The sequence below is a fragment of the Bradyrhizobium sp. ISRA442 genome (genome assembly GCF_038085055.1).
Lineage (GTDB): Bacteria > Pseudomonadota > Alphaproteobacteria > Rhizobiales > Xanthobacteraceae > Bradyrhizobium.
This window is the reverse complement of sequence record NZ_JALGCN010000001.1, coordinates 559,908-576,993: the sequence shown is the minus strand read 5'-3', so window position 1 is coordinate 576,993 and position 17,086 is coordinate 559,908. Positions and strand designations below refer to the sequence as shown.

Annotated in this window: 12 protein-coding genes; 5 read left to right on the top strand and 7 right to left on the bottom strand. The window is 60.6% G+C overall.

What is annotated here, in order from left to right:
* The first annotated feature begins 417 nt into the window (after positions 1 to 417).
* The 4 genes from MTR72_RS02635 to MTR72_RS02620 all read left to right on the top strand — a co-directional run bounded on the left by MTR72_RS02635 (position 418) and on the right by MTR72_RS02620 (position 4,716).
* Positions 418 to 1,038 (top strand): nucleoside deaminase, encoded by a 621-nt coding sequence (locus MTR72_RS02635; protein WP_280966192.1) that lies wholly within the window; start codon positions 418 to 420, stop codon positions 1,036 to 1,038.
* Between the two features lie 246 nt (positions 1,039 to 1,284).
* Entirely contained in the window at positions 1,285 to 1,635 is a 351-nt protein-coding gene (locus tag MTR72_RS02630) for a DUF3302 domain-containing protein (RefSeq protein WP_280966191.1), read from the top strand.
* The gene (locus MTR72_RS02625) at positions 1,632 to 2,933 is read left to right on the top strand and encodes an HlyD family secretion protein (protein ID WP_341510050.1); all 1,302 of its coding nucleotides are present in this window, start codon (positions 1,632 to 1,634) and stop codon (positions 2,931 to 2,933) included. The genes MTR72_RS02630 and MTR72_RS02625 overlap by 4 nt, the downstream gene beginning before the upstream one ends.
* A 166-nt stretch (positions 2,934 to 3,099) precedes the next feature.
* On the top strand, positions 3,100 to 4,716 hold the full coding sequence (locus tag MTR72_RS02620) for an efflux transporter outer membrane subunit (protein WP_341510049.1): 1,617 nt from the start codon (positions 3,100 to 3,102) through the stop codon (positions 4,714 to 4,716).
* A gap of 5 nt (positions 4,717 to 4,721) precedes the next feature.
* Here MTR72_RS02620 and MTR72_RS02615 read toward each other — a convergent pair whose 3' ends face one another.
* The 7 genes from MTR72_RS02615 to MTR72_RS02585 all read right to left on the bottom strand — a co-directional run bounded on the left by MTR72_RS02615 (position 4,722) and on the right by MTR72_RS02585 (position 14,594).
* A complete protein-coding gene (locus MTR72_RS02615; protein WP_280966188.1) occupies positions 4,722 to 5,696 on the bottom strand; it encodes an AraC family transcriptional regulator in 975 nt (324 codons plus the stop codon).
* A gap of 243 nt (positions 5,697 to 5,939) precedes the next feature.
* The gene (locus MTR72_RS02610; RefSeq protein WP_280966187.1) at positions 5,940 to 6,179 is read right to left on the bottom strand and encodes a hypothetical protein; all 240 of its coding nucleotides are present in this window, start codon (positions 6,177 to 6,179) and stop codon (positions 5,940 to 5,942) included.
* A 322-nt stretch (positions 6,180 to 6,501) separates the two neighbouring features.
* Complete coding sequence (locus MTR72_RS02605; protein ID WP_280966186.1) at positions 6,502 to 7,128, bottom strand: S1 family peptidase; 627 nt, start codon at positions 7,126 to 7,128, stop codon at positions 6,502 to 6,504.
* Between the two features lie 608 nt (positions 7,129 to 7,736).
* Positions 7,737 to 8,744 (bottom strand): AraC family transcriptional regulator, encoded by a 1,008-nt coding sequence (locus tag MTR72_RS02600; RefSeq protein WP_280966185.1) that lies wholly within the window; start codon positions 8,742 to 8,744, stop codon positions 7,737 to 7,739.
* A gap of 552 nt (positions 8,745 to 9,296) precedes the next feature.
* Positions 9,297 to 11,084, bottom strand: a complete 1,788-nt coding sequence (locus MTR72_RS02595; protein WP_280966184.1) for a peptide ABC transporter substrate-binding protein — start codon at positions 11,082 to 11,084, stop codon at positions 9,297 to 9,299.
* A gap of 804 nt (positions 11,085 to 11,888) precedes the next feature.
* Entirely contained in the window at positions 11,889 to 13,421 is a 1,533-nt protein-coding gene (locus MTR72_RS02590) for a glucosamine inositolphosphorylceramide transferase family protein (RefSeq protein WP_341510048.1), read from the bottom strand.
* Positions 13,422 to 13,451: 30 nt separating this feature from the next.
* Entirely contained in the window at positions 13,452 to 14,594 is a 1,143-nt protein-coding gene (locus tag MTR72_RS02585; RefSeq protein WP_280966160.1) for a glycosyltransferase family 4 protein, read from the bottom strand.
* Between the two features lie 319 nt (positions 14,595 to 14,913).
* On the opposite strand from MTR72_RS02585, the gene MTR72_RS02580 reads away from it, so the two are divergent.
* Positions 14,914 to 17,037, top strand: a complete 2,124-nt coding sequence (locus MTR72_RS02580) for a GumC family protein (RefSeq protein ID WP_280966159.1) — start codon at positions 14,914 to 14,916, stop codon at positions 17,035 to 17,037.
* Positions 17,038 to 17,086 lie beyond the last annotated feature (49 nt).

Below are 17,086 nucleotides of genomic sequence, written 5' to 3'. Positions count from 1 at the left end.
GGTTTTCGCCACGCGTTCGCGCTTAGCCAGTCGCTCCGGCCTAGGATGGCACAGCCGACCTTGCGCCCCGCTTTGAACTGTGTGGTTCGCGAGGACACAGAGCCGGCATTCTGGGCGCGAGCCTAGCATCCGGCTATGCGATTCCGGCGGAATTCGCTTATCCCTCTTCAACAAACTTCCGCTCAGCCACTCGCGCTTCCCGCCTCGCTGCGGGCCTTCGAGATTCCGAATCTGCATAGTCAGCACTGCGAACCAAAACTAGCTTTGCATCATTTATCGGAAGGAAAATTGTCCTGACGTACTTTTGAGTGCGATTATGCAATCGAGAGCCGGAGCATTTCCCCGTAGCGCGGGCACGCAACCAAACGAGCGTCGCCCACAGCTCCGATTGCGCAAAGGCCTGTTCGCGCCATGAGAATGTCTGACTCAGAATCAGATGCGATCATGATGCGTCGCTGCGTTGCTCTCGCGCAATGCGCAGGCAAAAGCGGGGAGTACCCGTTTGCGGCCGTCATTGCGCGCCGGGGCGAATTCATTTGCGAATCCCTCAATATGGTCAAAGTCGAAGGAGACGTTACGCGACACGCCGAAATGGTTGCAATTGCTTCGGCTCAGAAGAAGCTCCGCGCGACAAGCCTCGATGATTGCACGCTCTATTCGACCATTGAGCCTTGTGCGATGTGCTCCTATGCCATCCGCGAAACCAGGATCGGACGCGTGGTGTTCAGCTTGCGGTCACCGCTCATGGGTGGCCACTCGCGATGGAAGGTTTTGACCGATAGCAATCTGTCCTCGGTGCTGCCGGAGGTGTTTGCTCGGCCGCCCATCGTCCTGTCCGGATACCTGCAACAGGATGTTGAGATGATTTTTCAGAAGCGAAATCCGCTTAGCTGGCGATTCATGAAAGCTCGAAAGATCTTCGTCGAGAGCCCCGATGTTGAGCACTCCACTTTGATCAGTAAGTCGCGCGTTGGCCGTCGGTCCCGTCTCGCGAACTTTGTCAGGGCTGCGGTTCTCGATCGCCTTTGGCGCAGTTAGGATTTTGCCCGGAGGGGCAGCCGGGGAACGAATTTGCCGAAGTTGCATAGCCACCGTCCCTGGCTCCGGTGAACTTCAGAATCGAGAGCAGGGAGATGTCGAGTTCGCTTCGCAGCGGAGCACCCTCCGCGCGCCGATGCACTGCAGCAGGCACAAGAAGGAGCTGGCGCGCTGCTAACGTCGAGGGGTTGCCTTAAGCGCCATTCGTCCGCTGACGGTCGTGTCGCGGCAGAAGGTGGATCAACAATGGATGCCTCATTTGGCGTATTGGACGCATTCGCATTTGTGGTGTTTGCCGTTCTGATCGTGGTGGCGGTGATCATCTTCGTCAGCTTGGGGCAACTACCGGGTCGACTCGCTCGGAAATGGGGGCATCCGCAGGCTTCTGCCGTCAACGTCGCCGGCTGGATCGGCATCGCGACGGGCGGATTGCTGTGGCCGCTGGCATTGATCTGGGCCTTCATCACGCCATCCGGATCGGCCGCTTCGAGAGCCCAAAACGATCAGAATGCACCGGACGTGGCCGAACCAGAGGCGGCCACCAAACAGCAATCTCAACTGCGCAGCCTCCCTGCCCACGAGGAGATGCGGCAATGATTGCATTTCTGATCATCGTCTATGCCGCGGTCGTGCTGGTGCTCTTCAAGGTATTGCGCCTGAAGCCGCGGCCTTACCTCATCGCAGGCATGATCCTAGCCGGCGTCCTCCTGATCGGCGGCGTGGTGGTGGCATGGACGGTGTCGGCGCCGCTGACGGGACGGTTGGTGACGACGCAATACGTCGTCCAACTCGTCCCCTATGTGAAAGGACAGGTCCGAGCCGTGCATGCCGAGGCGAACAAGCCGATGAAGAAAGGCGACTTGCTCCTCGAGATCGATCCGGCGCCGTACCAATATACGGTTGATCAGCTTGAGGCGCAGCTCAAGGCATCGAAGGCGAACGTCGAGCAGGCGCAGGCCAGTGCGGAAGCGGCGGATGCCAATATTGCGAAATCCAAGGACGGAGTCGCTCAGGCGCAAGCCGCGGTTGAACAAGCCAAAGCGGCCGTCGCCAACGCGCAAGCCGCCCTCAACAAAACAAAGGCGGCTGCTGAGCTGGCCAAGACGCAGGAACAGATCGCCTTGAACATTCAGCGAGCTGACGTCGCCGCAATCAGCCAGCTTAAGGTGGCCGAGGCCAAGCAGCAGCGCCAGGAGGCGGATGCCGCCGTTCAGCAGGCCGCGGCTGGCGTCACGCAGGCACAGGCTGCCGAGCAACAGGCGGTGGCCGCATTGGTCGCTGCTCAGTCTACGCTGCAGCAGGCGGAAGCAGCGGCGCGTCAGGCCGCCTTCGCCGTGGTCGTGGCCCAGAGCGGCGTACCCGCTGTAGAGGCGCAATTGGGGGACGCGCGCTTCAACCTCGCGCAGTGCCGGATGACGGCGCCGGCTGATGGATACGTGGTGAACTGGCAGGTCCAAGCGGGGACCATGCTGGTGCCTATGCCGCTCGCAGCAGCCGGGACCTTCGTCGACACCTCAAGCATCGCCGTTGGGGCCGTATATCCTCAGAACTGGCTCGTGAATGTAAAGCCAGGTGACGACGTGGAATTGGTGCTCGATCCTTATCCAGGCCGATTGTTCACCGGAAAGGTGGACGCCGTCATACCTGCCTCCGGTGGCGGTCAATTCACAACCAGCGGAGACATCCCGACAGCGGCGAGGGTCGGATCGACCGGCGCCTATGCGGTCAAGATTCTTTTCGATGATCCGGCCGTCTCACGCAATCTGTCCATCGGCTCTGGGGGAAGTGCCGCCATCTACACCCACGTGGGCAAGCCAACCCACATCATCTCCAAGGTCGCAATTCGGATGAAGAAGTGGCTGCTGTACGTCGTGCCGACCGTGGCCAAGAGTTAGGCCGAGCCTGTTTGGCGGCCCGGGATGGATTTGCCGAATTTGCATGTGACATTAATGCCTCAGCGCGCGATTTTGTAGTCAACGCCGTGAACGCCCGGCACGGGCGATTGTCAAAATTGATAGGGTTGAGAGGGGGCATGTGAGCAACTGGGGGGAGGTTGCGTCAATGGAGATTCTCCGCCTCGTCCGACGCGGAGCAAGACGTCGCGCCCTGTCGGCAGCGCTAGTTCTACCGCTGGCTGGCTGCGCGGTCGGTCCGGACTTCATTCCGCCGGCAGCCCCGATCGCCGACGAGTTTCTCAGCGCGAAGAGCGGCTCGATCAGATCGGGTCACCAGGATTATCGCGATTGGTGGAAGACGTTCCGCGATCCTACGCTGAACGAGTTGGTCCGGATTGCCTACGGCCAGAACCTCACTTTGTTGAGTGCGGGGACCCGCGTGCTCCAGGCCCGTGCTGTGCTGGGCATCGCCATCGGCTCGTTCTATCCGCAGGTGCAACAGGGGACGGGATCGTTGATCTATACCCAGCCCAGCGCTGCTACGCCACTTGCCCTTCCGAACGCAACACCCACGCAGTTCTGGACCGATTCGCTTGCCGCACAGGCTGCCTGGGAGTTGGACTTCTGGGGCAGGTTTCGGCGTGGTGTTGAATCGGCTGATGGCGCCTATCTTGCTTCGATCGCGAGCTACGACGACGTTCTGGTGACCCTTCTGGGTGATGTCGCGGCAACGTATATCGGTATCCGCACCACGGAGCAGTTGATCGCGATCGCCCATTCCAACATCAGCAAACAGGAGCAAAGCCTCAAGATCGCGAAGGCAAAATACACCGGGGGCGGCAGCAGCGAACGCGACGTCTTTCAGGCGACTAACGTTCTCGAGCAGACGCGAGCGGCGATTCCACAGCTCACCATCCAGTTGCAACAGGGAGAGAACGCGCTCCGTGTGCTGCTCGGCCTCCCACCCGTCTCGCTGGCGGCGCTACTCGCCCGGTCGAGAGGCAGGATACCAGTACCGCCCAGCACGATCGCCGTCGGCATCCCGGCGGATCTGCTCCGTCGCCGGCCGGACGTTCGCGCCGCGGAGCTTGCCGCACTGGCGCAGAACGCCCAGATCGGCGTGGCCGAGGCGCAGCTCTATCCGGCCATCAGTATCACCGGCACGTTCGGAGGCGCGGCCAGTACTGCCAACGGCCATAACCTGGGCCAACTCGTCAGCTCCAGGGGCGTGACCTATGCCGCCGGTCCGTCGTTTCAATGGAATATCCTGAACTACGGGCAGATCACCAACAACGTGCGTCTGCAAGATGCCAAGCTGCAACAGTTGTTGGTCGACTATCAAAACACGGTCCTCAAAGCTCAGCAGCAGGTCGACGACGGCATTTCCGCCTTCCGGCAGTCGCGCCTGCAGGTCGGATACTTGCGCAAGAGCGCCGACGCTGCACGCGGCGCCTTGAGAATTGGTACGGAACAGTACGAGCAAGGGGCTACAGATTTCACGACCGTGCTCACTGCCGAGCAGAATTTGTTTCAGGCGGAGAGCAGCGTGGCGACAGCCTTGTCCAATGTCGCACTCGGTGCCACCGCCATCTACCGCGCGCTCGGGGGCGGATGGCAGATACGGGAGGACAGCTATTTCGTGACCGCTGCGACGCGCGACCAAATGCGGGCGCGGACCAACTGGGGAGAACTGCTGCCGCCGGCCAGCCAGCCGCAGCCGCCGGCCCCGGGTCTTCCTTCGCCCGCAGACATTGGACCGACGGTCCGGCCTCCGGAATGGTGAATGCGTCAGGACGATGCGGCAGAATCCTGTGCTCCAGGCTGCCGAGCGCGTTGCAGTGTGGTCGAGGGCGATTCACCGAAAGTGGTGCGATACGTCACCGAAAAGCGGCCAAGCTCCAGGAACTGATGATTTCGGGCGACTTCAGCAACGCTCGATTTTGAAGGATCGGCAGACCGCAGCGCGGCGCGGGCCTTGTTCAAGCGCTGCAACAAAAGATATCGTGTAGGGCTCACGCCAAGAAACTCGGCGCAACACATCCGCAAGGTTCGTTCGGCTACACCGATCTCCGCACAAAGCGTTGGCATGTTGAGCTTCTGATCAATGCGTTTGCGCAGTGTTTCTTCGAGGCGAACCATGACAGCGGCATGATGATGTCTTCTCCTGGGATGGTCGTCCGCCTCGTTGGCAGCCAGGCAATGGGTGACAGCGTGAAGCATTTCTTGCTCCAGCGCTCTTGCGATCTCGGGGCGCTCGGTCAACTCCTTTCGGGTTTCCGCGAGATGGCAGGCTTGCCTGAACAGGCTCTGGAATCTTGACGTTGTCGCGCGCGAAGGACGGAGTATCCTGTTGAGGCGTGGCGACGCGATCAGCCGTCCGGTCAATGCCTTGCCGCCATCGGCGAGTTGCTCGGACGGTAACGAGAGCAAGCCCCACTGGCACTCACCGTTGGAGCGTTGATGCACGCGCTCGCCGCCGCTGTGAAGGACCATGTCGCCGTTTCGCAAGGCCAATCCGCCGCATCTGAGGGATGCGTTGGCGACTGGAAACGACAGGAAGGTCCGTCCGGGGAGCAGCGAGATATAGGCTATGCGGGGGAGACTCTCGCAACACCGATAAATTTCCAGATGATTCAGTTTCAACCGTGTCAGCCGGGCCCTGAAGTCTCCGGCGCCTGCAATCGTGAGGTTGACGCCTACGTTGCCAAACGCGGCCGCGTAACCATCCGGATCGCAAAATGTGCGTGTACCGCCTTCGGCCATATCCCATGCCCCGTCGGATCGGCGGAACAGTTCTTGCGACCGGTTGAAACTTCTTAGGTCGCACCGAGGGAGCCAGCATTGGGCAATTGACGCCTTTCGGCTATGCGCCTTCGGAACTTCGAAGGTGCATTGCGGAGTCCGATGACTATGCAAGTTCGGCAGGCGGGAAGGATCTCGACGAGGCGCGGCGATCAATTGAAAGACCGCCCTGAAGGGGCGGTCTTTCAGAGAACGACCGAATGTTTATGGCCGTATCCCCATTTTGCGGCAACAATCACGATAGGCGTCCATTCCAAGAGCCTGCCTGTCGGCAGTCGCGCCGGAAAAACCGACCGACACGTTGTTTGCTGCGGCATTAGCCTGCCTGAAGCATTCAGCACGTGCCGCTCTGACGTCCATCTTTTTTGCCGTTTGCGCCTGCAGTGAGGTTGAAAGACATGGAACGAGTAAAGCGATAGCAAAGGCCGTTCGCATCCAGAACATATTTGCCTCCTCGACGAACACTAGGCAACTCGCCGGCACGCCGAGCGGTGCCCGGAGAGGTGTCAGCCCGCCTGTGAAACGATATTGGGGGCGGAGCGGGAGCGGCTATGCAATTACGGCAAGGATACGCAATTGTTTGCTGAACGGTCGACGGTGAGAGGAGACTACCAAACCGACCGAACGCGGGGTTGCTTGCGGCGGGTGCTCCCAGCTTATCACGCGATCAACAGCATTGCGTAGCTTGCGCGTGCGGACGACGGGTGTCGCTCGTCGCTACGTCCCGCCCAAGACGAGCGAACAAGGTTGGTTCTGCACTTTGGTCTTAGTTGGCTTGGGCAAATTCATCCAGCGCTTGGACCGGCACGGAGACGACGTTGGGCATTCCCCACGCCGTCGAGATCCGTATTTGACGGGACGCCCATACGATAGTCTGCGTGAGCACGTTGCTGATGACTGCCGCGACCCGGCCGTCGCAATCGATCACTGGTGCCCCCGAAGCGCCATGGTCGATGACCAAGCGGTTCTCGCCTTCATAGAATTCCAGGAGTGCCATGCCGGCGAGCTTCCCGTCATCCCCGAAACGAACGAACCGTCCTCCCACGGGATGTAGGCTGCCGGCCGGATACGCCAGCGTCATGACCTGCTCGTCCGGCACGAGCGGCTTCCTCCGGATGGCGACGCTCCGCGCGGCGGAAGCGGCATGTTCGAGCTCGATGACTGCGAGCTTTTCCGCCTGGACTCCCGCCAGGCGCTGAATCCGAGCAGCAATGGACTGGCTGCCATCTCCGTCCGCGATCTCAAGCGGCTTCCACTCCTCCTTCGCGAGCTTCATTCCCGCGGCCACGTGCTCGGCGGTGACGATCGTCGTTGGAGACAGGAACCAACCGGTGCCTCGCACGCCGATGAGATCCGGACGCGCTTCGCGCTCGGCGTCGTCGAAATGGCGCATGATGCTGACGGTCGAGTGCGCGAGCTGTGCGGGATCGATGCAGGCGGCACGAGCATGCTGGGTGGTCGCAAACAGAAGGAAAGAAACGAACACCAGACGATGGGCACGTCCATGCATGTTGACGAATCTCCGCATCCCGCCGCAGTGGACGAGCGACTCTGTAGCCGGGCAACAGAGCGGACCGACTTATCCGGAGCTTTTTCCAAGGCGCGGAAAGTTTCGCGGCCGGTGTCGCGCCTTTATCACAGGCGTCGAGAATCTCCCGTGTCAGCAGCCAGCCGGAGCAACCTATTCCGGTTTGCAATCTGCTCGAGTAACGCCAGGAAAGTCACGGCGTTCCTAAGTTGATGGCGCGCTATCCACGGGACTGGCGATTGAAGCTGGTCGTCGCCCACTGGTTCCTGCGCAAGGTTCAAGTAGGCCAGGGGGGTGACGACAAGACGCGCTTACCGGTAGCCGGCGGCAGGGGCGAGAGACGACGGGGCTGCGTTGCAGCCGGACGGGTGGGCTGCGCAATGTCTCAGACGGCGACTCGTCAAAAGAGAGCGCGGTAGGCATCGGGAAGCTACGGAAGCTCCCATACGGGGGCTTGCTTGCGCCCCATGAACTCAGGCGAATCCAGGTTCGGTGACCGCAAGCGACGATGGCCGATTAAGGTGGACGGCAATCCTCTCCGCCGGGCGCCGCAACGTCTCGGATGGCGATTCACCGAACAGCGCGCGATAGGCGACCGAAAAGCGGCCAAGCTCCCAAAATCCATGATCGGCGACAATGCGCGTGACGGTCGACTTCAACGGATCTGCCCGCAGCAACGCGTAACGCGCGAGGTGCATCCGGCGCAGGGTGAGAAAACGGATCGGCCCCATGCCCAGATGCTCTTCGCAGGAGGCGCGAAGTGTTCGCTCCGCGACGCCTATCGCGCCGCAGATTTCGGTGAGATAAAGCGGCCGGTCGGGATTTGCCGCCAAGAACTCTTCGAAACGCGCGACGATCGCATCGTGGTGGCGGTCACCCGTTGTGGGTTCTAGGGCGATGCCGTCGGCGAGACATCGGACCATGACGTGGATGAGTTCATTCTCCAGTGCGCGAAGCACCTCCGGGATTTGGAGTACATCTGGAGTGTGATGGGCGAGCTGTCTGATCGCCCAATGCCGCTTCAAAAGCCGTGACATCAATTGAGGATGTGGATGAACAATGCGCGGATCTGATTGTTCTACGAGCTCTCGGCCTATGATCGCTTCGATTGCTTGATTCAGCTCGTCGGTTGGTAGAGAGAGCGAGCCGTAGTTGAAATCGTGGCCTGATCGCCGATGGACGACGTCGGACCTGTTGACGATGATGTCGCCGGGCGAGACGTCCAACCCGCAGTGCTGGAGCGGCGACGAATTAGATTCGGTCAGAAAACCGATCGACCGCCGCTCGGGTTTGCAGGCGACAGTGCAGACTGTTGGCGCGGATGCGTGAAGACCTTGCACCCAGAGCCGGTTGGCGCCGATCTGCGTGATCTCGACTTCAAAATCATCTTTCGTGGTTGGTAGTATCTCGACATCGGCAGCTAGGATCGCCGCCTGGCAATCCAACGGATCTGAAAAGGAAAGAACTCTACTCCAGGGCATTTCGGCCTCCCCCGAGGCGAAAAAGTGCGCTGCTACACGTAACGGTTACACACAATCAGTTCGTCAAAATGAATTCGTCAGCTTTTCATAGAACGGCGTGGATCAAGCCCATTCTTAGGACGTAGCACTCTAGCGCCACCACTACCCCTGATCAATGTGGTGTTTGCGACACAATTGTGGCCGACACTTACTCCGGCAAATGCCGCAAAAGAGCGCGCCAGCGATGACCTTTGATCAACGACGCGGTTGTTTGACATAGATCAACGCACGGATTGTGACGTGGCAAATTGCGGTCTTCGCGGCAACCTCGCCTAAATCGTCATTCCTGGAATGCCAGAGCTTGTGTCTTTGAGTCGAAGTTCAAGAATGCCAGATTGACCAAGAGCCGCTCACGATCCTGCCCCGCGCAAGTAAGGATGATGGGTCCAACGAGGCCGGGCTGACCTTAACGGTCGCTCTTGGCAGTTGGGCCTTTCCACACGCCTGAAGATGGCGGAGCCCGCCAGCGCGAATTGCACTGACCGCGATGCTTGGTTGTCAGCTCTTCCGCCGTCAGCTCCGATACCAGCTCGCCAGATTCCACGTCGTGACGTCCCATCCCGAAATGTCGGCCATGAGGTTATTGACGCCGGCGCCGACGATGTGGCGCGAGAGGAGCGGCAGGAACACATGGGCCTCGCAGAATATCTCGCCGACCTTGATCAGCAATGCGGCACGCTTGACCGGATCGAGCTCGTTCTGCGCAGCCTTGTAGGCCTTGTCAGCCTCGGGATCGGAATAGCGCGAGACGTTTCGGCCTAGCCATTTATTGTCCTTCGTGGCGATTTCCCAGGAGACGCACTGGTTCAAAAACCGTTCCGGATCGGGCTGCGGCTGCGTCGTATTGTACATCTCCATGTCGCAATAGAGTTTCGAGTAAGTGTCGGGGTTGGCAACATCCGACGAGAAGAACACCGACGCGGTGACCGACTTGAGCTCGATCTCGATACCGGCGCGCTGGCAAGCCTGCTTGATGATGGCCTGCGTCTTCTGGCGCGGGGCGTTGATCGAGGTCTGAAAGACGTATTTGAGCTTCTTGCCGTCCTTCTCGCGGATGCCGTCCGCGCCTTTCTTCCAGCCGGCCTCGTCGAGGATCTTGTTCGCTTTGTCGATGTCGAACGCGTATGTCAGCTTGCTCGACTTGAATTGCCTGGGCTGGTTGACGAAGCTCGCCGTCGCGATGCCGCCGCGGCCGTAGATGAATTTCTGGATCGCCTCGCGATCGATCAGGAGGTTGATCGCCTGGCGAACGGCCGGATCGGAGAGCGTCGGGTGCTTGGTCTTGATGCTCGAACGCTCGCCGTCGACCTCGGTCCAAGGGTCCGTCGTGTTGAGGATGATGAACTCGACGTTGCCGGAGGGCGTGACATCGACCTTGCCCTTCCCGCCGGTCTCCATGCGCTTGAGGACCTCCTCCTCCACCTGCAGGTTCCAGGCATAGTCGTATTCGCCGGTCTGCAGCACGGCGCGCGCCGCGGAGACGGCGTCGCCGCCGCCCTTGACTTCGAGCGTGTCGAAATGCGGCTGGTTCCTGACGTGATAGTCGGGGTTGCGTTCGGCCCGGATCATGTCGCCCGGCTTGAACTCGACGAACCTGTACGGGCCGGTGCCGACCGGCTTCAGATTGCCGGGCGCTTCGCGCGAGTTCGCGCCGACATAGTCGCCGAAATGATGCTTTGGCAGGATCTGGCCGACCGAGCCGACGAAAGGGTCGGCCCAGAACGGCGTCGGGGCCCTGAAGTTCACCTTGACGGTGTGGTCGTCGATCTTCTCGACCTTGATATCCTTGTAGGATCCCGTGGTGTAGGCCGCGGTTGCCAGGTCTGCGGCGTATGTCCAGGTGAAGACGACGTCGTCGGCGGTGAAGGGCTTGCCGTCATGCCACCTCACGCCCTGCTTCAGCTTCCAGGTCACGCCCATGCCGTCCGCCGAGAGGCCACCATTCTTCTTGGTCGGGACCTCAGCGGCGAGGCAGGGAATGAGGTTACCTTCCTTGTCCCAGCCGGCGAGCGGCTCGAAGAAGATCCGCGAGGCGATCTGATCCTTGGTGCCGAGCGCGAAATGCGGATTGAGCAGGGTGGGGGCCTGCCAGAGCAGGATCTTGAGCGGGCCGCCGCCGCCGGCCTTGGTCGGCTTGTATTGCAGCGTGGCGTCCGCCATCGCCACGTCGTTCCAGACCAGGAGCTGGCTCGCGACTGGCGCTGCGATTCCGACCGCAGCCACTTTCTGGATGAACGAGCGTCGCGATAGCGTGCCTTTCTTCACCTCCGCGATCAAACCGCGGATGTCGTTTTCGTTCATCAGATGACCTCCACCCTCACAAAGAAAAGCTGCCACCGGCTGTGATTTACATGCACTCCAGCTTGCGACGTCGGACCCCGTGGAGTCAAAGGATTTGCCCGTCGGGCAAAACACGCACCGTTCCACCGTCCGGTCAATCCCTCCCTACAAAAATATTCTACTTTACCGAACTTCGGATTTGTCGTATGTGTTTGCCCATCTTGGTCCACCAAGAGGGGCGATCGTACGTCGTCACGTTTCGCGGACCGGGTTGCGGTGGACGCGGCAGCGTCGGCACGAGAGGTTCGGGCAGGGCGGGTAGTCCCTGTGAGCCCGAGGCCGCGTGCAGACGAGCGGCGCTGCAAGGTTCGTCTCGCCAACACTCTCCGGCGCGTGTGCACACTGCCGGTGACTTGTGGCGAGCAAGCGAGCCGTGCGTACGGCAAAACCGTGTGGTCCTGGCCGTCGTTGCTACGGTCAAGCTCTAGCGAAGGTGCATGCGAGCCCAACCGGGCGGACGGCACCGTCAATTCGCAGGGAGCGAGGGAGGCCAGAGGGAAATCGGCTCCCGGGAGAGCACGGCATACGCCGTCAAACCACTGCGCAGGGAAGGCCGTGTGTTGGGCTTCACCTGTCTGCCGCTGTGCAGTTCTTTTTTGCGCTACAGGCGCACAGCGGACCTATAGGTGCCAGCCGGGCACCCGGCCTTCCCTGCGCCCTCTTGACTAGAAGAGGGTGGAGAGACGAACCAAAGCTCGGGTGGATTGCGCCGCGAGAACGCGAAGTTGTGCGCTGTCTGACATGCGAACCGGACTCCCTGAAGGCTCACCGCGACACAGCGGGAGACATTCCGGCGGGGGACATGGCCGATGCGGGCCTGCGCAGAAAAGCGTTCTTTGGCTGAACTCGCGATCCGTCTATGACCTCGAGATGGCCGCAACGATTGAGGGTGTGAAGCTTTCTGCCAAGCCATGCCGGTCCGGGCTTCAAGACCTGCCGAACGACTTGCCTGAACGTCGTCGGCGACAGCTCGAGAATTTCCGCAAGCCCAAGCGCGCAGCCATATCCGTGCGTGCAATCCTGGACCGGACGCCACAGCTTCCCGTCGATTCGCACGAAGTGTCCCGCCGGCCGCGCGCTTGCGCGATCCATCAGTACCGGATTGCTCGCATGGGGCAACCAGGGACCGAACAGGCTGTCGGCATGGAAGATCGACAATGTATCGGAGTATCCGCCGGTGCCGTCCCGCCAGGCACCGAACAGATAATTCACGCTGTTGTGCCGCGTGATGGTGACGTCAGCCAGCTCGAGCCCCGACAGCAGCGTGCAGTGACGCTCCCACTTGTCTGGAAATCGAACGCACCTGTACAGCGCCACGTCCCGATGCCCCGTACTTTCCGGGATCATCCACAGTTGGCCGCCATCCTCGATCAGGAACGGATAAGACAGATGCCAAGGCTCTTCCAGCACGGGTACGGCCTCTCCAACCGGCCCCGTTCCATCGAACTCGATTGCGGAAATGATCCCCTTGCCCACATGATGGTCGAGATCCTCAAAGAAGACGAATGTACGTCCCTGCCACTCGACCGGAAATGGATCCGCGTAGAACCGATGTCCGGGGTCTCCAAGCACGTTCCAGCCGGGCCCTGACAAATTCCCTGTCTGCCAAACATTGGTCGTCGGACTATAGCGCCATCCCACGTGCCAATGCGGCGCGTAGCAGCACAGTCGATATATTTCCTTCGCGATCGAGACGGTCAAGCCGCGCAGCACGTAACTTGCCGGCTGTGATTGCGCCCTCCTTGCAACGGAATACGCCAATTGGGGAAGTATCCTCGGGGCTCCCGTCAGAACTGCAGTCAGCATGGTCAGAGTGCGCGCCATGACGGTTTCAAGCGCGCCGCTCAGGCCCGCGGCAGCTTCTGCGGAAGGATGACCGCGATCCAGCACCGCGCCGTCGAGTTCGTTGACGATTTCGATCACCGGCAGGTCTCCCGCCAGGATAGCTGCCAATGCGGCATTTTCTCCCGCGACCCCGTTAAACAACGGCCGCAGATAAAGCCGGGCGGAGCAGTGAGGATCCCGCTCGGCACCTGTAAAATCAACGATCACGTCTGCCGTGCCGATACGCTGGCGTAATTGTTGCGGGATGGCCGTCAGTCTGTCAGCGGCACCGCGTTTTCCCTTGCGCAATATCAGACGCTCAAGCTCGAACAGCACCTCAAGGCCAGCGGGCCGAGCGTCAGTCGTGGCCGACCATTCAATCTGAACTGGAATATCCCGGCCGTTGACGGGCAGGCTCTCGCAGTTCATCCAGAGCCGAGCATGTTCAGTTTCGCAACGGAACTCGATAATCATGTTCGCGCGTCCGTCCATCGCTATTCACGATCAAATCGCCTGTTCGAGAATTTGAACGTATTCATCAACCATGGTCTCTACCGAATAACGCGACCTCAGGCCTTTGGCGTTTTGCCGCAGCTCGTTGCTCAGAGCCTTGTCTGTCAGGATCCTCGAAACGGCGGCCGACAGCTTCGCATTGTCCGCGGCATCGACGAAGAGTGCCGCCGGCTTTCCGTCAACCGACAGGACCTCGCGCAAGACCGCCAGATCACTGACGACCGAAGGGACGCCGGCGCTCGCCGCCTCGACTGCCGCAAGGCCGAAGGTTTCGGCTTGCGTGGGGAACACGAAGACATCCAGGCAGGCGAGGAAGCCCGCCATCTCTTGCGGGGAAATCTCGCCGACGAAATGCAGCCTGTCGGATACTTTCAATTCATCCGCCAGAAGTCTCAGCCGCTCCTCGTCCGGGCCCTGACCGGCCAGCGCAAGATGCCAGGACGGCTCGCCGGCCAGGAGACGGATCGCGGCATCGAGCCGCTTGTGAGGATGCAATCTTGCGGCGCAGCCAAGAAGGGCATGATCGAGGGGCAAACTGAACCGTTGCCGCGCAATTCTCTTCGGCAGATCGAGCGATTTGTCGTCGAAGCCATGCGCGACGTGCTTCATGCGCGAGCGATAGGAGGCGGGGTAGCGCGCATATTCGCCCTGCATATGCTGGGAGTTGAGGGTTATGAAATTGAAGAACCCGAGGCTGCCCATGACGATGTCGGCTGCGCGGACGGGCCAGCTCATCGACATCGCAGACGACACCTGATTTGCGATGACGGGGGCTCGGCAAGCAAGGCGCGCGACACCGCCGCCGATCACGTTGCCGAAATGTTGAAACGTAAGGACCGCATCCGGCTTTGCCTTTGCCAGATGGCGGCCGAGGGTCCATAGCATCCGCAGCAGCGCCAACGGGGTCTCCGGCCGGCCGGAGGAGCAATAGAGCGTATTCAGCGGCTCCTCGAAGGAATCCGACTTGCGGTAAAAGAACAGATTAAGGACTTCGTAACCACGCGCGTTTAGACCTTTTCCCAGGAGTCGTGTGATCTCCTGGGCGCCGGCATTCTCGGCCTGGGTCTGCAACAGAACCACTCGCCGCTTGGGCGCATCTCTGTTTGTCAGATGTGTGGCGGTGGACGACCTCATCGCTGCTCCGCGGGATTTGGTGCTTAGCTGAAATAGAGCAGGCATTCTTCGCCGTCTGTGCGCGGGGGATGCTTACCCATTTCTTAATCACCTATCACGCGACGGTCCTACGGACATCGACTAGCTGGCAACGGAGTTAATACAGACGTTGCGACCGGATTTCTCGCAAAGCAGTGAGATGATGACCCAGGCGATAGCCGAATGGTTAAAATTTCTTTCTCGGCAACGGCGAGACAGGCGTCAACCCTAGGTTAACCATGGATATTTACGATCGGGCAGGCCACTGAACAGTGACTGCCAGTTGAATTTGAGTCCATCCATGACGTTCGGTAGCCGCGCATCACCGCGAAATTCCGCTCCGACAGAGCCCATGGCCTCGTGGGAGGCGCCGCGGGTCGCGCCGGCACTGCCGGGTCGCACCAGCACAGCTTTTATCAAGGGATCGCTGACCGTCTCCGGTGCAATGTCTTTCCTGCGGGAGAATGGCCGACGCATTGCAATACTGGCGTTGGCAATGTTCGCCTTGGGTATCGCAGTTCTGATGGTTCTCCCGGTCCGGTTTGCCGCGACCGCGCTGGTCGTCGTTGATCCTCGAGAGCAGCGTGTGACCACGGATCAAGATGTGCTTCCAGGCATCGGCCAGGATGCCGCAGCGCTTCAGAGCTTGATTGAAATCGCCAAGTCGGACGGTTTTCTCCGGCCCTTGATCGAGCAGCTCAAGATCGCGAGCGATGAAGATGTCGCGGGTGGTCAAACCGACACGACGCGTCTGCTCGAAAAATTCCGTGGTCGTCTCGACATTTCACGCCGCGGGCTCACTTACGTCATTGCCATTTCATTCACGTCGAACAGCCCGGAGCGAGCCGCGTATTACGCCAATGCCGTCGCTGAGGCGTTCGTCGCCAATCAAGGCCGCGTCCGCACCGAGGCTACCGATGAGGCGGCCGATTGGCTCAAGGACCGTCTGAAGACATTGAACGAGCGCCTGCGGGCATCGGAAGACGCCGTCGCCGCCTTCCGGCTCGAGCACAAGATCGTCAATGCCGGCAAGGATTCCACGACCCAGCAACTGCGTGTGACCGATCTCACGCAGCAGGTCTCAGCCGCCCGCGCGCGCACCGCGGAAGCAAAGTCTCGCTATGAGCAAGCGCAACGCGATCTCAAGGCCAATGTCGACGGGCCGGTCAAGCAGGACCTTCTCAGCGTCCTGCGAGCGCAGCGCTCGGCGTTGAACGATCAAATCGCGCAAAAAAAAGCGGTGTTCGGCGAACGCCATCCTGACCTGATGATATCTTACAGCCAGCTAAGCGACCTCAACAGGCAAATCGAGGTTGAGCGAAAGAAGAACATCGACACTGCGAAATCCGAATACGAGGCGCAGCTCGAGCAACAAAACTCGCTGGAAAAGCAGCTCAAGGCGGTCGAGACGCAGATGCTGGTCGACGGTCAGGCGGTCGTCAGGCTGCAGGAGCTGCAGCGGGATGCCGAGGCCAACAAGAACATTTATGAGCAGTTCCTGTCCCGGTTCAAGTCGACCAATGAACAGCGCCTGCTGCAGAACTCCCAGACCAAGATCGCTTCGCCCGCCATTCCTCCGCTTCGCTCAACGCGTCCACCGCTCGCTTTGCTCCTCGCGGCTCTTGCAATCGCCTCGATATTGACGTCGACAGCCGCTGTTGCGGTGACGAAGAGCGTGTCAGAGAAGCCTGCTCCCGCCCGTTCTCCCGCGGATGCCGCCACGGGCGGCACACCTGATCAGCAACCTCTGCGCCGGGTTTCCGTTTTGCCGCAACCGGCCGCGCTGCCGAGCGTCCCTGTGTGGGTCCGCATCCCAGACCTGGCACCCGAATTTGCCAAATCCGTATGGCAGAAGCCGACAACTGCGGCCGCCGAGATCGACTTGGGACCTTACCTCCGTCCGCTTCTCGAAAAGATCGATGGCGCGCCCGGACTTGGCGGCAAGGTCGCGCTCGTCATATCGGTCGGCAAGAGTGCCGGCGGCAATACCGTTGCGCGCTCACTGAATCGCTCGGCCGTGAACAAGGGAATGCTGAGCGTCCTGATACAAGTGAAGCCGGAACTCGGCGGCGCCGCGTCCGCAGTGACCGATTGGCAGGGGGGCGCCACCATCGCAGGGGTTCAGTCCGTAAACGAGCTCCTGGGTGCAGGCAGAACAGCCGGTTCAAGGCCTGCGGACGATATTCGTTCGGAGTTCGACCTCATCATCGTACATGCGACATCTCTCGCCTTGCAGCCCGACGCTCTTGCGCTGGCCGCGCACGCGGATCTGGTCATGCTGGTGGTGCGCGATGCCGAGCTTGGTTCGGCGGCAATGCGAAGGATAACCGCGGCGCTGGGCAGGTTTGACGGTGTGCCGAGCGGTCTGGTCATCAATCATGTACCCGCGGGCTCAGCGGCCCAACTCACCGAATTGGCGGGTTGACGATCACAAGCTCGTCGCCGACAGGCGCATATTGGCTCAGGCCGGCAAC

What these genes read in the sequence shown, in the direction of transcription:
- MTR72_RS02615 (WP_280966188.1), bottom strand. Translation starts at nt 5,696, where the DNA reads ATGGCCGAAGGCGGTACACGCACATTTTGCGATCCGGATGGTTACGCG.
- MTR72_RS02590 (WP_341510048.1), bottom strand. Translation starts at nt 13,421, where the DNA reads ATGATTATCGAGTTCCGTTGCGAAACTGAACATGCTCGGCTCTGGATG.
- MTR72_RS02620 (WP_341510049.1), top strand. Translation starts at nt 3,100, where the DNA reads ATGGAGATTCTCCGCCTCGTCCGACGCGGAGCAAGACGTCGCGCCCTG.
- MTR72_RS02630 (WP_280966191.1), top strand. Translation starts at nt 1,285, where the DNA reads ATGGATGCCTCATTTGGCGTATTGGACGCATTCGCATTTGTGGTGTTT.
- MTR72_RS02635 (WP_280966192.1), top strand. Translation starts at nt 418, where the DNA reads ATGTCTGACTCAGAATCAGATGCGATCATGATGCGTCGCTGCGTTGCT.
- MTR72_RS02580 (WP_280966159.1), top strand. Translation starts at nt 14,914, where the DNA reads ATGACGTTCGGTAGCCGCGCATCACCGCGAAATTCCGCTCCGACAGAG.
- MTR72_RS02625 (WP_341510050.1), top strand. Translation starts at nt 1,632, where the DNA reads ATGATTGCATTTCTGATCATCGTCTATGCCGCGGTCGTGCTGGTGCTC.
- MTR72_RS02585 (WP_280966160.1), bottom strand. Translation starts at nt 14,594, where the DNA reads ATGAGGTCGTCCACCGCCACACATCTGACAAACAGAGATGCGCCCAAG.
- MTR72_RS02600 (WP_280966185.1), bottom strand. Translation starts at nt 8,744, where the DNA reads ATGCCCTGGAGTAGAGTTCTTTCCTTTTCAGATCCGTTGGATTGCCAG.
- MTR72_RS02610 (WP_280966187.1), bottom strand. Translation starts at nt 6,179, where the DNA reads ATGTTCTGGATGCGAACGGCCTTTGCTATCGCTTTACTCGTTCCATGT.
- MTR72_RS02605 (WP_280966186.1), bottom strand. Translation starts at nt 7,128, where the DNA reads ATGCGCCATTTCGACGACGCCGAGCGCGAAGCGCGTCCGGATCTCATC.
- MTR72_RS02595 (WP_280966184.1), bottom strand. Translation starts at nt 11,084, where the DNA reads ATGAACGAAAACGACATCCGCGGTTTGATCGCGGAGGTGAAGAAAGGC.